Origin of the sequence: Streptacidiphilus neutrinimicus (genome assembly GCF_000787815.1) — a bacterium.
Taxonomy (GTDB): Bacteria; Actinomycetota; Actinomycetes; order Streptomycetales; family Streptomycetaceae; genus Streptacidiphilus; species Streptacidiphilus neutrinimicus.
Window position 1 is genome coordinate 24310 of the sequence record NZ_BBPO01000021.1, and the last position, 14089, is coordinate 38398.

The following is a 14089-nucleotide window of genomic DNA, read 5'->3' on the forward strand; positions in this document are numbered from 1 at the left end:
AGGAACAAGATCCCGTGGCGCGACGGGACCGGCTAGGCTCACGAACGGGTCATCCAAGCACCATGAGAGGCGGAAGTCCCGTGACCGACATCGTCCTGCTCACCGGCCGCACCATGCCCCGCGAGGTCCACGAGAACGACCTCCTGGTGGACGAGCTGCGCGCACTGGGCGTCACCGCCGAGATCCACCCCTGGGACGAGGCACTGGACTGGAGCGCCTACGGCCTCGCGCTGGTGCGCACCACTTGGGACTACTGGGACCGGCTGGACGAGTTCCTCGACTGGGCTGGACGCACCGACCGGCAGACCAAGCTGCGCAACCCCGGCGAGGTCATCGCCTGGAACCACCACAAGGGCTACCTCGTCTCCCTCGCCGAGCAGGGCATATCCGCGGTGCCCACCGCGCTGCTGTCCCGCGGCTCCGACCGGCGCGGGATCGACGCCACGCTCGCCGCGTTCCGGGAGCGCCACGGCGATATCGAGATCGTCGGCAAGCCCGCCGTCTCGGCCGGGGCCCGTGGCGCCCTGCGCGCCCGCGTCGACGCACCCGAGACCGCCGCCCACCTGGAGACGCTCGTCGCCCGCGGCGACGCGCTGCTCCAGCCCCTCGTCGACTCCGTGCTGACCCGCGGCGAGACCTCGCTGATCTTCTTCGGCACCGAGTTCAGTCACGCCGTGCGCAAGGTCCCCGCCGCGGGCGAGTACCGCATCCACGAGCACCACGGCGGCACGGTGCGGGAGCACACCCCCTCCGAGGCCGAACTCGCGGTCGCGAAAGCCGCGTTGGCGGCCGCGCCCGCACCGGTGGCCTACGGGCGGGTCGACCTGGTGGAACTCGAGGACGGCCCCGCCGTCATGGAGCTCGAACTGATCGAGCCCGAGCTCTTCCTCCCCCACACGGCGGGTGCGACGGCCCGCTACGCCCACCACCTCGCCGGGCTGCTGCCGTGACCGACGCAGCGCAGATCCGAACGGCGGGGCCCGAGGCAGCGCAGATCGACCTCTGGCTCGTCGACGTGCGGGTTCCCCAGCCCGCGCTGGACCCGACCGTCCTCGACCCGGAGGAGGGCGAGCGCGCGGCACGTTTCCTGCGCGAGAGCGACCGCGTCCTCTACTCCGTCGCCCACACCGCCCTGCGCACCGTGCTCGCGGCACGGACCGGCCTACCGGCGGCGGAGCTCCGCTTCGAGCGTGCGCCCTGCCCCTGCTGCGGCGCCCTCCACGGCCGACCCCGGCTGGCCTCGGTGGGCGGCCCCGAGTTCTCCCTGTCCCACAGCGGCGACCTCGTTCTCATCGGCCTGGCACCGCCCTCCGTGCCGATCGGCGTGGACGTGGAGCGGCTCCCCGAGGCGAGGGCGGTCCGCGAGACGGTGACCACCCTCCACCCGGCGGAGCGCGCCGAGTTGACCGCGGCTCCCGGCGGCCCCTCGCCCGAAGCCTTCGCACGGGTCTGGACCCGCAAGGAGGCCTATCTCAAGGCCCTCGGCACCGGCCTCGGCCGCGATCCCGCCGAGGACTACGTCGGCGAGGCCGACCCGGGGGCCCTCCCGCAGGGCTGGACCATCACCACGCTCGACGCCGGCGCCACCTACGCCGCGGCCGTCGCCGTCGCCGCGCCCGCGGCGACCTTCACCTTCCACGCGATCTGAGCCTGCCGACCACGGCCGCGGAACCCCGGACGGTGGCATGGTCGTGCTCACCAACGACGACACGGAGCAGTCTGGATCAACGCCCAGGAGGGACGCCGGTACACCGACGCCGAGGCCGAGCCGTGGACGGCGCTGGACCCCGTCTTCCCGTTCAGCCGCGACCCGTACCCGAGCGCGGGGCGGGCCCGCCGGACGGGCGGGACGGTGATCTCGGTCGACGGCGAGGGAGGTCCCGCGCTGTCACTTCGTGAAGCAGCCGCTCGGCAACCTCTACGACGTCTTCGCGGGCGGCGTGCTGGAGCGGATCCCGGCCGCCCGGCCGCGGCCCGCGAGCGCCGAGCGGGCGGACGTGCCGAGCCTGTCGAGGCCGACGACGAGGGCGGCGAGCACCACGAACTCGACGGTCAACTGAGCGATCTGCAGGCCGACCCAGCCGTAGCCGTGGCCGCTCGGGTCCAGGAAGAAGTACGGGTAGCGGTTGGGGAAGAAGGGGAACAGCGCGGCGCGAAGCTCCGTCAGTCCGGCGTAGCCGAGCGGGAAGGCGAGCCAGAGGGGCAGGTCGCGCCAGCGGGAGGCGTTGCGCGGGCGGCAGCACAGCCAGTCCAGCAGCACCATGATCGGCGTGGTGTAGTGCAGGAGCAGCAGCGACCAGCTCTGCAGGCGGTCCGCCGCGCTTCCGTGCGTGAGGCCCGGGAGCGGGCTCGCTCCGTGGTTGAGCACGATGTGCGCGACCAGGCCGGTGATCAGGATGTAGAGGGTCACGGCGCCGCGCAGGCGCGGCGCCGGGCCGTCGACGGTGCGCTGGGTGATCATCCGGTAGAGGGCCGCCGTGAAGTAGCCGAGCACGAGCACGTTGCTCTCGACGGTGAAGTACACCAGCGAGCTGGTGCCGGTGATCAGCCCTCCGCCGGCGGAGAGGACGATGCCGAGCCGCCACCAGAGGGCGGGCCTCACCCAGAGGGAGGGCCCGCTTGCCTCGACGTTCTGTTCCACGTCACGTTCCACGTGTTCCACGCTCTGTACCACTGCCTGTACCACTGCCTTGCGACGCTCGGACCAGATCGCTGCACTCTACCGGCGGGTAGCCCCCGCGGGTAGGTCTCCCGACCGAACGACACGCGCCACGCTAAACGCATCTTTCCAGCCATGTCGGGCAGATTTCTCCGCATACGATCCACCCTTACCGCACTTGTTTTCGACATGCTTGCGAACCCCGTGCCGACGACAGTTCGCAGGCGACAAACGGCTCAGACCCTCCTGTCGATCCTCTGTTCCGGCTCGGAGGATGGACGCGCTCGGCGTGCCGCCCGGCCCGTCGAGGGGTTAGGTGGACGTGGGAGGAGGAGTAACCGTGGACCATGAATCCGACGCCGCCGGACCCGACGAGCTCACGCTCGACACGGCCGCCGGCCACATCCACGGCGTGTGCTTCAAGACTGGGCCGCCCGGAAACGCGGGCATCGAGCTGGAATGGCTGGTCCTCGACCGCACACAGCTGCACCGTCCCGTACCGCCCGAGCGCCTCGACGCAGCGCTCGCACCACTTCCGACGACGGACGGAAGGCTGCCGAGCGGCACACTGCTGACCCGCGAACCCGGCGGGCAGCTCGAACTGAGCACGTCCTGCGTGCCCGGCCCCCTCGCCTGCGTCACCACGGCCGCCGACGACCTCGCACTGGTCCGGCGGGCCCTCGACGAGCAGGGCCTGGATCTGTCCGGCTACGGCCTGGATCCGTTCCGCGACTCTCCGCGGGTGCTCGACCATCCGCGCTACGCGGCCATGGAGGCCTACCTCGACCGCATCGGCCCATGGGGCCGGATGATGATGCGCGCCACCGCCGCCGTCCAGCTCAATCTCGACGCCGGCACCGAGAACGGCGACATCGACGGCTACCGCGCCCGCTGGCAGCTGGTCCACCGGCTGGGCCCGGTCCTGGTCGCCGCCTTCGCGAACTCCCCCCTGTGGCACGGCAGACCCACCGGCTGGCGGTCCACCCGCCAGGCCGTCTGGGAACACCTCGACCCGAGCCGCACCCGCCCCCCGCAAGGCCTGCCCGCGGACGCCGACCCGCGCGACGCGTGGGTGCGGTTCGCCCTCGACGCCGGGCTGCTCTGCCTGCAGCGCACCCCACCCGCCGCCTGGACCGCACCGCCCGGCCACACCTTCACCACCTGGCTGCAGGGCGGCGTCACCGAGCGCCCGCCGACGCAGGAGGACCTGGACTACCACCTGAGCACGCTCTTCCCGCCCGTCCGCGCCCGCGGCTGGCTGGAGCTGCGGATGATCGACGCCCAACCCGGCGACGGCTGGATCGTTCCGGCGCTGCTCACCACGGTGCTGCTGGACGACCCCGACGCCGCCCGTGCGGCGTGGTCGGCCACGGAGCCGCTCTGTCCGGCCTCCTCGCCGTTCCCTCCGCAGTCCGTCTGGTCCCGCGCAGCCCGGCTGGGCGCGTCCGCGCCCGAGTTCGCCAAGGCCGCGCTGGCCTGCTTCGAGGTCGCGGACGCCGCGCTCACCCGGGCCGGTGTCCCCGCGTCGTTGCGCGAGGCGGTCGCGGCCTACGCCGAGCGCTACCCCGCCCGCGGACGATGTCCCGCCGACGACCTCCTGGACGACCGCGTCGCTGGTCGACCTGCCCATCCGGAAGGACTCCTGCGATGACCGCGACCTCCCGTCCCTACGACCCCACCCGCACGACCGACGCCGCGTCGCCCGTCACCCCCGGATCCACCGAGGCGCTCCGAGCGACCGCACGGGCCGCGCTGGAGCGCGCCCGACGGCGGACCCTCGCGCTCACCGACTGCCTGGACGAGGAGGAGCTCGGCGCGCAGCATTCGCGGCTGATGTCGCCCCTGGTCTGGGACCTGGCCCACATCGGCAACCAGGAGGAGATCTGGCTGGTGCGCGCGGCGGGCGGCCGGGACGCCATCCGGCCGGACCTGGACCCCCTCTACGACGCCTTCCAGCACCCGCGCGCCGACCGGCCCGCGCTGCCGTTGCTGCCCCCCGATCCGGCGCGCCGGTACGTCGCCGCCGTGCGCGAGCGCTCCTTCGAGGTGCTCGACGCCGCGCCGATCGGCCCCGACGAGGACCCGCTGCTCGCGGACGGCTTCGTCTTCGGCATGCTCGCTCAGCACGAGCAACAGCACGACGAGACCATGCTCGCCACCCACCAGCTGCGCCGCGGCCCCGCCGTGCTCCACGCGCCGCCGCCCGCCCCGGCGCCCGCCGACGCGGGCGAGCTCCCGTCCGAGGTCCGGATCCCGGGCGGCCTGTTCACCATGGGCACGGACGACGAGCCCTGGGCCCTCGACAACGAGCGGCCCGCGCACCGCGTCGACGTGCCGGAGTTCTGGCTGGACACCGTGCCGGTCAGCAACCGCGCCTACCAGGCCTTCATCGCCGCCGGCGGTTACGAGGACCCGCGCTGGTGGACCCCGGCGGGCTGGTCCCACCGGGTCCAGGCGGGCCTGCACGCGCCGCTGTTCTGGCGGCGCGCCGAGGATCCCGACGCGGTCGAGGGCGGCTGGCTGCGCCGTCGGTTCGGCGTGGTAGAGCCGGTTCCGCTCGACGAGCCGGTGCTGCACGTGTGCTGGTACGAGGCTGACGCCTACGCCCGCTGGGCGGGGCGCCGTCTGCCCTCCGAGGCCGAGTGGGAGAAGGCGGCCCGCCACGATCCCGCCACCGGCCGGTCCCGTCGCTATCCGTGGGGCGACGCGGACCCCACGCCCGAGCTGGCCAACCTCGGTCAGCGCCACCTCCAGCCCGCCCCGGTCGGCAGCTACCCGGCCGGCGCCTCCCCCCACGGCGTGCGTCAGCTGATCGGCGACGTGTGGGAATGGACCGCGAGCGACTTCGAGCCGCACCCGGGCTTCACGGCCTTCCCGTACAAGGAGTACTCGGAGGTCTTCTTCGGCCCGGACTACAAGGTGCTGCGCGGCGGCGCCTTCGGCGTCGACCCGGTGGCCTGCCGCGGCACCTTCCGCAACTGGGACTACCCGATTCGTCGGCAGATCTTCGCCGGCTTCCGCACCGCCCGCGACGCGGGCCCGGGCGGGACCGCCGACAACCCGGCGGAGGCGCGCGGCTGATGTGTCGTCACCTCGCCTACCTGGGACCGGAGGTGCCGCTCGCCGAGGTCGTGCTGCGTCCCGCGCGCGGGCTCTACGAGCAGTCCTGGGCGCCCCGCCGCCAACGCCACGGCAAGGTAAACGCGGACGGATTCGGCCTCGGCTGGTACCCGGCGCCGCCTCCACCCCGGCAGGCTCCGGACGTCGCGTCCGAGGCCGGAGCGGGGGCCGGTTCGGAGACCGGGCCGGGGGCCCGCTCGGAGACCGGGACGGGGGCCCGCTCGGAGACCGGGACGGGGGCCGGATCCGAGGACCCGCCCGAGGCGCCCGAGCCCGCGCGCTACCGCCGCGCGGTGCCCATCTGGGCCGACCCGAACCTCCCCGAGCTGGCGGGCGCGGTGCGCAGCGGCGCCGTCCTCGCCGCCGTACGCTCCGCGACCGCGGGCACCACGCAGGACGAGTCCGCCGCCGCGCCGTTCCGCGACGGGCGCCGCCTGTTCAGCCACAACGGCGCGATCCGGGACTGGACCCGGCTGCCGGCGGCGATCGCCGCCGCGGGCGGCCCCGGGGCGGACTCCCCGCTCGACAGCGCCGCGCTGCTCTCGCTGGAGACGCACAGCGACTCCGGCCTGCTGTGGGCGATGTTGACCCGCCGCCTGCGCCGGGGCGAGACGGCGGGCGGCGCGCTCGCCGCACTCGTCCGCCAGGTCGCCGCGGTCCGCCCCGACGCCCGGCTCAACCTGCTGCTCACCGACGGCGCGACCATCGCCGCCACCCGCTACGGCGACACGCTCTGGTACCGGCACGCGCCGGGCCAGGTGCTCGTCGCCTCCGAACCCGACGACGAACCGTCGTCGGAGGCGCTGGGCAGTTGGCAGGAGGTCCCCGACCACTCACTCGTCCTGGCGACCCGGGCCGGCGTCCGCGTCATCGCCCTGCGCCCGCCAGCGGAGCCCCAGCGGCCGTCGACCGTCCGGACGGACCGCTTTTCCCGCCCCGACAGCCTTTCCCGTCCTACCCGTTCCACCCGCAGGCCCGACAACCGCCTGCCCGCCGACGGCGGATCAGAACCGGAGAGACTCACCATGATCACGCAGCGACCCCGCTTCACCCTGGACGACCGGCTTCCCGCCGACCACCTGGCCAAGGCCCTGCGCAACGACGTCGCCTCCGGCCTCACCGCCGAACCCAAGTCCCTGCCACCCAAGTGGTTCTACGACGCCCACGGCAGCGAGCTGTTCGAGCAGATCACGCACCTCGCCGAGTACTACCCGACCCGCGCCGAGCAGGAGATCCTGACCCGCCGGGCCCCGGAGATCGCCGCGCTCACCCGGGCCGGCACCCTCTTCGAGCTCGGCTCCGGCTCCTCCCGCAAGACCCGGCTGCTCCTGGACGCCCTCACCGAGGCCGGCACGCTCTCCTGCTACGCCCCGCTCGACGTCAGCCCGAGCGCCCTGGAGCAGGCCGGCGCGGCCCTCGTCCGCGACTACCCGAGCCTTCGCGTCACCGCCACCGTCACCGACTTCGAATCCGACCTCACCCTCCCGCCGGACGCCCCGGGCCCGCGCCTGGTCGCCTTCCTCGGCAGCACCATCGGCAACCTGGACCCGCAGCAACGCGCGGCGTTCTACCGCTCGCTGCGCCGCACCCTCAGCGCCGACGACGTCCTGCTGCTCGGCGCCGACCTCGTCAAGGACCCCGAGATCCTCGTCCGCGCCTACGACGACGGCGAGGGCGTGACGGCAGAGTTCAACAAGAACGTCCTCAGCGTCCTCGACCGCGAGCTCGACGCCGACTTCGACGTGGACGCCTTCGCCCACGTCGCCCTCTGGAACGAGCAGCAGGAGCGGATCGAGATGCACCTGCGCTCCCTGCGCGCCCAGACGGTCAAGGTCCCGGCGCTCGACCTCTCGGTCGACTTCGCGGCCGACGAACTCATGCGCACGGAGATCTCCTGCAAGTTCCGCCGCGAATCCCTGACCGCCGAACTGGCCGCGGGCGGCCTCACCGTCCGCCACTGGTGGACGGACGAAGCCGACCGCTTCGCCCTCCTCCTCGCGGTCCCCAGCCGCTGAGCCGCCCCTGATCGAGCGGGCCGGGATCTCGGGGCGCACTCGCCCCGACATCCCGGCCCGCTCGATTTCATCGCGTATGCGTCGCAGCCGCCCGCAACGACCCGGAATCGGCCGGACTACCCCTGTTGCTCAGGCCAGATGGCTGGTAATGTACACGTCACACAACTTCAATACCCCTGACCTGCGATAACACCGCAGAGGATCACGGCACAGGGGTTCCATGAGCGCGCCCCCGGCAGGACTCGAACCTGCGGCCAAGTGCTTAGAAGGCACCTGCTCTATCCACTGAGCTACGGGGGCATGGCGCGGAGCCTGGCGGGCGGCCTGGTCCTGTCGTGGGACAGGATAAGCAGCGCCGGGCGTGGCGTCGGGTGCGTGCGGCCGGGTCGTTCGGGCGAATCCTGCCGCGAGGCGGTCTGATAATCGCAGGTGGGGTCGGTCGGGCGCAGCGATCGCGGAACAATGGAAGCCTGCTGTTGTTCACTCGTTACGGCGCTGCCCCCTCAGCCGTTATGGAGTCGCACGGCCGGGCGAAAAGTGTGGGGTTCTCGTGAAAGTGCACCCGTAAGGGTGGCTGAGTTGTCCACACCCCCCGACTTGTCCACAGGTCGCTCGGAGGCGCGCGCAAACGTCCACGTCGCGAGGCAGTGTGGTCGCAGGCGGCCCCGCAGGGCCGGAGAACGACCGCTGGGGGCTGCACGATGATGAACGGCACGATGGTCACGCTCGTCGGGGTCGCGGTGAGCCAGGTCCGGTACGCGACGACCGTCGGCGGGGTGCCGGTGGCGCATTTCCGTCTGGCGGCGACGGAACGTCGCTTCGACCGGCCGCGGCAGGTCTGGGTGGAGGGTGACACCAGCTACTTCACAGTATGGGCGTGGCGGAGCCTTGCGGAGAACGCCCTCACCTCGATCGGTTGCGGAGATCCCCTGCTGGTGACGGGTCGGATGCGGATCCGCGAGTGGGAGCGCCCGAACGGTCAGTCCAAGGGCGTCTCCGCGGAGATCGAGGCCACCGCGCTCGGCCACGACCTGGCCAGGGGTACGACGGTCTTCCGCCGGACCCTGCGCGGCCGGCCCGAGCTGGTCGCCTCCACCTCTGAGCGGAGCAGGGTCGCCGAGCAGCGCCGTACCGCGCACCGCATGGAGCGGCCGCCCGCGGCAGACAGCGGGGATCGCGGGGATCGCGGGCCGGAGAGCCTCGACCGCAGTGACACCGTGACCGCCCCGGCGGCGGAAGGCAGGGTGCTCGCCCTCGCCTCGGACGCCGCAGCGTCCCAAGGCCTGGCATAGCGGGCCACGGCGTTCGGGGTCCCTCCGCGGGTGCGGCACAATGGAAGGCTGTAGCCACACCCCAACAACGACGCCGGACGGTTCATCTTGGCTGAGTACATCTACACCATGCGCAAGACGCGAAAGGCGCACGGCGACAAGGTCATCCTTGACGACGTGACGCTCAGCTTCCTGCCTGGAGCGAAGATCGGCGTCGTGGGACCCAACGGTGCCGGTAAGTCCACGGTGCTGAAGATCATGGCCGGACTGGAGCAGCCGTCCAACGGCGACGCCTTCCTCTCCCCCGGTTACACGGTCGGCATGCTGCTGCAGGAGCCGCCGCTCGACGAGACCAAGACGGTCCTCGAGAACGTCCAGGACGGCGTGGCCGACATCAAGAAGAAGCTGGACCGCTTCAACGAGATCGCCGAGCTGATGGCGACCGACTACTCCGACGCGCTGCTCGACGAGATGGGCAAGCTCCAGGAGGACCTCGACCACGCCAACGCCTGGGACCTCGACGCCCAGCTCGAGCAGGCCATGGACGCGCTGGGCTGCCCGCCCGGCGACTGGCAGGTCAACAACCTCTCCGGTGGCGAGAAGCGCCGCGTCGCGCTCTGCAAGCTGCTGCTCGAGGCGCCCGACCTGCTGCTCCTCGACGAGCCCACCAACCACCTGGACGCCGAGTCGGTCCAGTGGCTGGAGCAGCACCTCGAGAAGTACGCGGGCACCGTCGTCGCCGTCACCCACGACCGGTACTTCCTCGACAACGTCGCTCAGTGGATCCTGGAGCTGGACCGCGGGCGCGCCTACCCCTACGAGGGCAACTACTCCACGTACCTGGAGACCAAGCAGTCCCGCCTCAAGATCGAGGGTCAGAAGGACGCGAAGCGCGCCAAGCGCCTCAAGGAAGAGCTGGAGTGGGTCCGCTCCAACGCCAAGGGCCGCCAGGCCAAGTCCAAGGCCCGTCTCGCCCGCTACGAGGAGATGGCGGCCGAGGCCGACAAGATGCGGAAGCTGGACTTCGAGGAGATCCAGATCCCGCCGGGCCCGCGCCTGGGCTCCGTCGTCATCGAGGCGGACCACCTCGGCAAGGCCTTCGGCGAGAAGGTCCTGGTCGACGACCTGAGCTTCACCCTGCCCCGCAACGGCATCGTCGGCGTCATCGGCCCGAACGGGGCCGGCAAGACCACGCTCTTCAAGATGATGCTCGGTCTGGAGTCGACCGACTCCGGCAGCGTCAAGGTCGGCGAGACGGTCAAGGTCTCCTACGTCGACCAGAGCCGCGCCAACATCGACCCGAACAAGACGCTCTGGGAGGTCGTCTCCGACGGCCTGGACTGGATCAACGTCGGCCAGGTCGAGATGCCGTCCCGCGCCTACGTCTCCGCGTTCGGCTTCAAGGGCCCGGACCAGCAGAAGCCGGCCGGCGTCCTTTCCGGCGGTGAGCGCAACCGCCTGAACCTGGCGCTGACCCTCAAGGAGGGCGGCAACCTGCTCCTCCTCGACGAGCCCACCAACGACCTCGACGTCGAGACGCTGAGCTCGCTGGAGAACGCGCTCCTGGAGTTCCCGGGCTGCGCCGTGGTCATCTCCCACGACCGCTGGTTCCTGGACCGAGTGGCCACGCACATCCTGGCCTACGAGGGCGACTCCAAGTGGTTCTGGTTCGAGGGCAACTTCGAGTCCTACGAGAAGAACAAGATCGAGCGTCTGGGCGCCGACGCGGCCCGTCCGCACCGCGCCACCTACAAGAAGCTGACCCGCGACTGAGCGAGCAGCGCCCCGCACACCCGCACGACCAGTGACCGGGGCAGGGCGGACGCCTTACGTCCCTCCTGCCCCGGCACCGCAACCGACGGAGACTCCGTGGCCCGCCACATATACGCCTGCCCGATGCGCTGGTCCGACATGGATGTCTTCGGGCACATCAACAATGTGAACTTCCTCCGCTACCTGGAGGAGGCCCGGATCGACTTCACCTTCACCACCGCGGGCGAGGTCGGTGAGAGGGCGATGGCCGAGGGCTCGGTCGTGGCCCGGCACGAGATCGACTACCTGATCCCGCTGGTGTACCGGCCCGAGCCGATCACGATCGAGACCTGGATCAGCAAGCTCGGTCGCGCGTCGTTCACGGTGACGTACGAGGTCAAGGACGTCGGCGCCGGCCCAGACGGCAAGGACAAGGTCTACGCCCGCGCCACCACCGTCTGCGTCCCCTACGACCTGGCGGCCGCACGACCGCGGCGGCTGACTCCGGGCGAGCACGCCTTCCTGGCCGAGTACCTGGAACCCAGCACGGTCAGCGCATGAGCACCGCCGTCGAGCCGCTGCGCCTCGCCGAACCGCAGGAGGCCGCGCCGCTGGCCGACTTCCTGGAGCGGCTGCTGCGCTACGACCGCGCGGCGGCCGTGCGCCTGCAGACGGCGGGTACGACGCTTGCCGTCTTCGCCCGCCTCCCGCTCGGCCAGACGGGCCCGTTGGTGGTCCGCACAGCGCGGCTGGCCGAGCCCGCCCCCCTGGACGTGACGGTCTCGGCCGGGCAGTGGCTGGAGGAGCTGGCCCGCGACGCCTCGGCCACGGACGTCTCCTTGCCGCCCGCCATCACCGGCCCGTCCTGGGCCGGCCTGCTCCCGCCCCGGGCTGGATGGGAGCACGTCGAGGACCTCGCGACCGCGCCGCTCGGCGCGGCGGTCGCCGCGGCGATCGGGGAGTTCCGCAAGGCCGCCGGGGCCACGGAGGGCGGCGACGCACTCGCCGAGGCCATCTGGTCCCGCCGGGTCCACCCCTCGGGCCTCACCCTGCGCGCCCTCCACGCCGCCCACCTCACCGGCCTCCTGCGGCAGTCCCCGCAACTGGCCCTGCACCGCCACCCCTCCTGGCTGCGCCTCACCGCCCCCCGCGGCTCGGTCGCCATCCGGCGCAGCACCCCAGGCTTCGGCCTGACCCTGACGCCGAACTGACGCCCCCTCACGGGCTGGAGTGACACCTCGACGACGCACGGGCAGGCCCGCGCTCGGCGCCGAGCCGATCACCCTGGCGGCGAACGCCGGATACCTGGTCGACGGTCTCTCCGCCCTCGCCTGCGCGGAGGTGGAGCTCCACTACACCACGCCCACCCGGCCCGCTGTCCTCACCGGCGGGGGCGAGGACGCGTACCGCTACCTCTTCATGCCGCTGCGCACGAACTAACCCGGGCGGACGTCCGTCGCCCGGCCCCACGCGCGTGCGTCCTGTCCGGTGGGCCGCCGGGCGAGTCGCGGGCACTGTCAGAGGGCGGTGCTACGTTCGCGGCAGGACAACGGCCAGGACGAGGACAGGGACGACGAACGGTGGCGGAGCTGCGGATCGCGGTCGACGCGGACCAGGACGGTCCGGGCGGGCGGCTCCAACCCCTGGACGAGCGCGGGCAGCCCCTGGGGCCGGTCGACCGGGTGCGGGATCTGGCGGCGGCCCTGGCCGCCCGGGAGCGGTCGGAGCGTCCCCGCTGGGTCTGGGCGGCCACGGACGAGGTCTACGCCCGCCTGCTGCCGCAGCTGCCCGGGAGCCGGCTCGCCCGCTGCCACGACGTCAAGCTGGTCGAGCCGCTGCTGCTCGCCCACGAGGGGCTGTATGGCGCGCCGCGCTCGCTCGGCGCGGCATGGGCGCGGCTGCACGGGCTGCCCGTCCCGGCGGATCTGCCGCTGGGCCTGGCGGGGGCTGAGGCGGACGCCCACGCGCAGGACGCCCTCTTCGCGCCGGACCGCAGCCGGCTCGAACCGGGCGTCGATCCGCTGACCGCCCTCGTGGCCGTCCACGCGGAACAGCTGCGTCGGCTGGGGGCGCTGCCCGAGGCGGAGCAAAACGGCTTGCGGCTGCTCGCCGCGGCGGAGTCCGCAGGCGGGCTCGCGGCCGCGGAGATGGCGTACGACGGGTTGCCGTGGAGCACGACCGTCCACGACGCGCTGCTGGAGGAGCTGCTCGGCTCGCGTCCGACGACCGCTCAGGCGGCGAGCGGGGCGCGTCCGCCCAAGCTGGCGGCGCTCGGCGTGGAGCTGCAGGAGGCGCTGCACGCGCGGCAGCTGAACCCGGACTCGCCCGGCCAGGTGCTGCAGGCCTTCGCCAAGCAGGGCGTCAGCCTCACCTCGACCAGGAACTGGCTGCTGCGCCAGGTCGACCACCCGGCCGCGCCGCTGCTGCTGCGCTACAAGGAGCTCTCACGCATCTACGCGGCCCATGGCTGGGCCTGGCGCGACGCCTGGGTGCGCGGCGGCCGGTTCCGGCCGGAGTACGTCGTGGGCGGCGTCGTCTCCGGACGCTGGGCGAGCCGGGGCGGCGGCGCGCTGCAGATCCCGCGGATCCTGCGTGGCGCGGTCGTCGCCGAGCCGGGCTGGCGGCTGGTCGTGGCGGACGCCGGGCAGCTGGAGCCGCGCGTCCTGGCCGCCCTGTCGGGAGACCCGGGCCTGATCCGCGCGGGCGCGGCGGGCGACCTGTACGCCGGGCTGGCCACGGACGCCTTCGGCGGGGACCGGGCGCGGGCCAAGCTCGGCCTGCTCGGCGCGATGTACGGGCAGACCAGCGGCGAGGTGGGCCCGCTGCTGACGGTGCTGCGGCGCCGCTTCCCCCAGGCGATGGGGCTGGTGGAGGCGGCGGCGCGCACGGGCGAGGCGGGCGGCACGGTCCGCTCCCGCCTCGGCCGGGTCTGCCCGCCGCCCTCGGCGGCGTGGCAGGACGCCACCTCCGCCGCGTTCGGCGGCGACGTGGACGCCCTGGCCGAGGAGGGCGGCGGCCGCGCCGGCTCGGCGGCCCGGTCACGCGGCCGCTTCACCCGCAACTTCGTCATCCAGGCCAGCGCCGCGGACTGGGCGCTCGCGCTGATCGCGGCGCTGCGCCGCCGTCTCACGGAGCTCCCGTCCGGCCCGGCGGGCGAACGGGCGCGCCTGGTCTTCTTCCAGCACGACGAGATCGTCGTGCACAGCCCGGCCCCGTTGGCGGAGGCGGTCGCCGAGGCGGTCACGGCCTCGGCGGAGGAGGCTCGGCTGCTG

At 72.9% G+C, this 14089-nt stretch carries 12 protein-coding genes, 1 tRNA gene and 1 pseudogene; 12 read left to right on the forward strand and 2 right to left on the reverse strand.

The annotated features are described in order from the left end of the window. Nucleotides 1-80: 80 nt before the first annotated feature. The 3 genes and pseudogenes from TR48_RS15790 to TR48_RS45555 form a co-directional block, all read left to right on the forward strand. Nucleotides 81-950, forward strand: coding sequence for an ATP-grasp domain-containing protein (locus TR48_RS15790; RefSeq protein ID WP_201777124.1), 870 nt, complete (start codon nt 81-83; stop codon nt 948-950). Beyond that, nucleotides 947-1648 carry a 4'-phosphopantetheinyl transferase family protein gene (locus TR48_RS15795; RefSeq protein WP_084729465.1) on the forward strand — a complete coding sequence of 234 codons (702 nt, stop codon included), beginning with the start codon at nt 947-949 and terminating at the stop codon, nt 1646-1648. The genes TR48_RS15790 and TR48_RS15795 overlap by 4 nt, the downstream gene beginning before the upstream one ends. A gap of 69 nt (nt 1649-1717) precedes the next feature. Next, nucleotides 1718-1991 (forward strand): annotated as a pseudogene (locus tag TR48_RS45555) (STM4011 family radical SAM protein); the annotation flags it as partial. On the opposite strand, the gene TR48_RS15800 reads toward TR48_RS45555, so the two are convergent. Further along, a complete protein-coding gene (locus TR48_RS15800) occupies nt 1919-2653 on the reverse strand; it encodes a Pr6Pr family membrane protein (RefSeq protein WP_236652167.1) in 735 nt (244 codons plus the stop codon). The pseudogene TR48_RS45555 and the gene TR48_RS15800 overlap by 73 nt on opposite strands. Before the next feature lie 346 nt (nt 2654-2999). On the opposite strand from TR48_RS15800, the gene egtA reads away from it, so the two are divergent. From egtA to egtD, 3 genes are all read left to right on the forward strand, one after another. After that, nucleotides 3000-4310: an ergothioneine biosynthesis glutamate--cysteine ligase EgtA gene (gene egtA / locus TR48_RS15805; RefSeq protein WP_042367423.1), complete on the forward strand. Its 1311-nt coding sequence runs from the start codon at nt 3000-3002 to the stop codon at nt 4308-4310. Continuing rightward, complete coding sequence (gene egtB / locus TR48_RS15810) at nt 4307-5740, forward strand: ergothioneine biosynthesis protein EgtB (RefSeq protein ID WP_084729466.1); 1434 nt, start codon at nt 4307-4309, stop codon at nt 5738-5740. The genes egtA and egtB overlap by 4 nt, the downstream gene beginning before the upstream one ends. A gap of 1064 nt (nt 5741-6804) precedes the next feature. Beyond that, nucleotides 6805-7794 carry an L-histidine N(alpha)-methyltransferase gene (egtD, locus tag TR48_RS45565; RefSeq protein WP_170183536.1) on the forward strand — a complete coding sequence of 330 codons (990 nt, stop codon included), beginning with the start codon at nt 6805-6807 and terminating at the stop codon, nt 7792-7794. Between the two features lie 227 nt (nt 7795-8021). Here the strand turns inward: egtD and TR48_RS15820 are convergent. After that, nucleotides 8022-8094, reverse strand: a tRNA-Arg gene (locus tag TR48_RS15820). Between the two features lie 401 nt (nt 8095-8495). Between TR48_RS15820 and TR48_RS15825 the strand changes: the two genes are divergently transcribed. The 6 genes from TR48_RS15825 to TR48_RS15850 form a co-directional block, all read left to right on the forward strand. Continuing rightward, nucleotides 8496-9086, forward strand: coding sequence for a single-stranded DNA-binding protein (locus TR48_RS15825; RefSeq protein WP_063770995.1), 591 nt, complete (start codon nt 8496-8498; stop codon nt 9084-9086). An 87-nt stretch (nt 9087-9173) separates the two neighbouring features. Further along, nucleotides 9174-10838 carry an energy-dependent translational throttle protein EttA gene (gene ettA, locus TR48_RS15830; RefSeq protein WP_042367425.1) on the forward strand — a complete coding sequence of 555 codons (1665 nt, stop codon included), beginning with the start codon at nt 9174-9176 and terminating at the stop codon, nt 10836-10838. A 96-nt stretch (nt 10839-10934) separates the two neighbouring features. Next, nucleotides 10935-11378, forward strand: coding sequence for an acyl-CoA thioesterase (locus TR48_RS15835; protein ID WP_042367426.1), 444 nt, complete (start codon nt 10935-10937; stop codon nt 11376-11378). Further along, a complete protein-coding gene (locus TR48_RS15840) occupies nt 11375-12028 on the forward strand; it encodes a DUF8010 domain-containing protein (RefSeq protein ID WP_042367428.1) in 654 nt (217 codons plus the stop codon). The genes TR48_RS15835 and TR48_RS15840 overlap by 4 nt, the downstream gene beginning before the upstream one ends. A 19-nt stretch (nt 12029-12047) precedes the next feature. Further along, nucleotides 12048-12257, forward strand: a complete 210-nt coding sequence (locus TR48_RS15845) for a hypothetical protein (protein ID WP_042367430.1) — start codon at nt 12048-12050, stop codon at nt 12255-12257. Nucleotides 12258-12397: 140 nt separating this feature from the next. Then, nucleotides 12398-14089 (forward strand): bifunctional 3'-5' exonuclease/DNA polymerase (locus tag TR48_RS15850; protein WP_052442702.1); only part of this gene is annotated, 1692 nt, incomplete at its 3' end.

What these genes read in the sequence shown, in the direction of transcription:
- egtB (WP_084729466.1), top strand. Translation starts at nt 4,307, where the DNA reads ATGACCGCGACCTCCCGTCCCTACGACCCCACCCGCACGACCGACGCC.
- egtD (WP_170183536.1), top strand. Translation starts at nt 6,805, where the DNA reads ATGATCACGCAGCGACCCCGCTTCACCCTGGACGACCGGCTTCCCGCC.
- TR48_RS15825 (WP_063770995.1), top strand. Translation starts at nt 8,496, where the DNA reads ATGATGAACGGCACGATGGTCACGCTCGTCGGGGTCGCGGTGAGCCAG.
- TR48_RS15840 (WP_042367428.1), top strand. Translation starts at nt 11,375, where the DNA reads ATGAGCACCGCCGTCGAGCCGCTGCGCCTCGCCGAACCGCAGGAGGCC.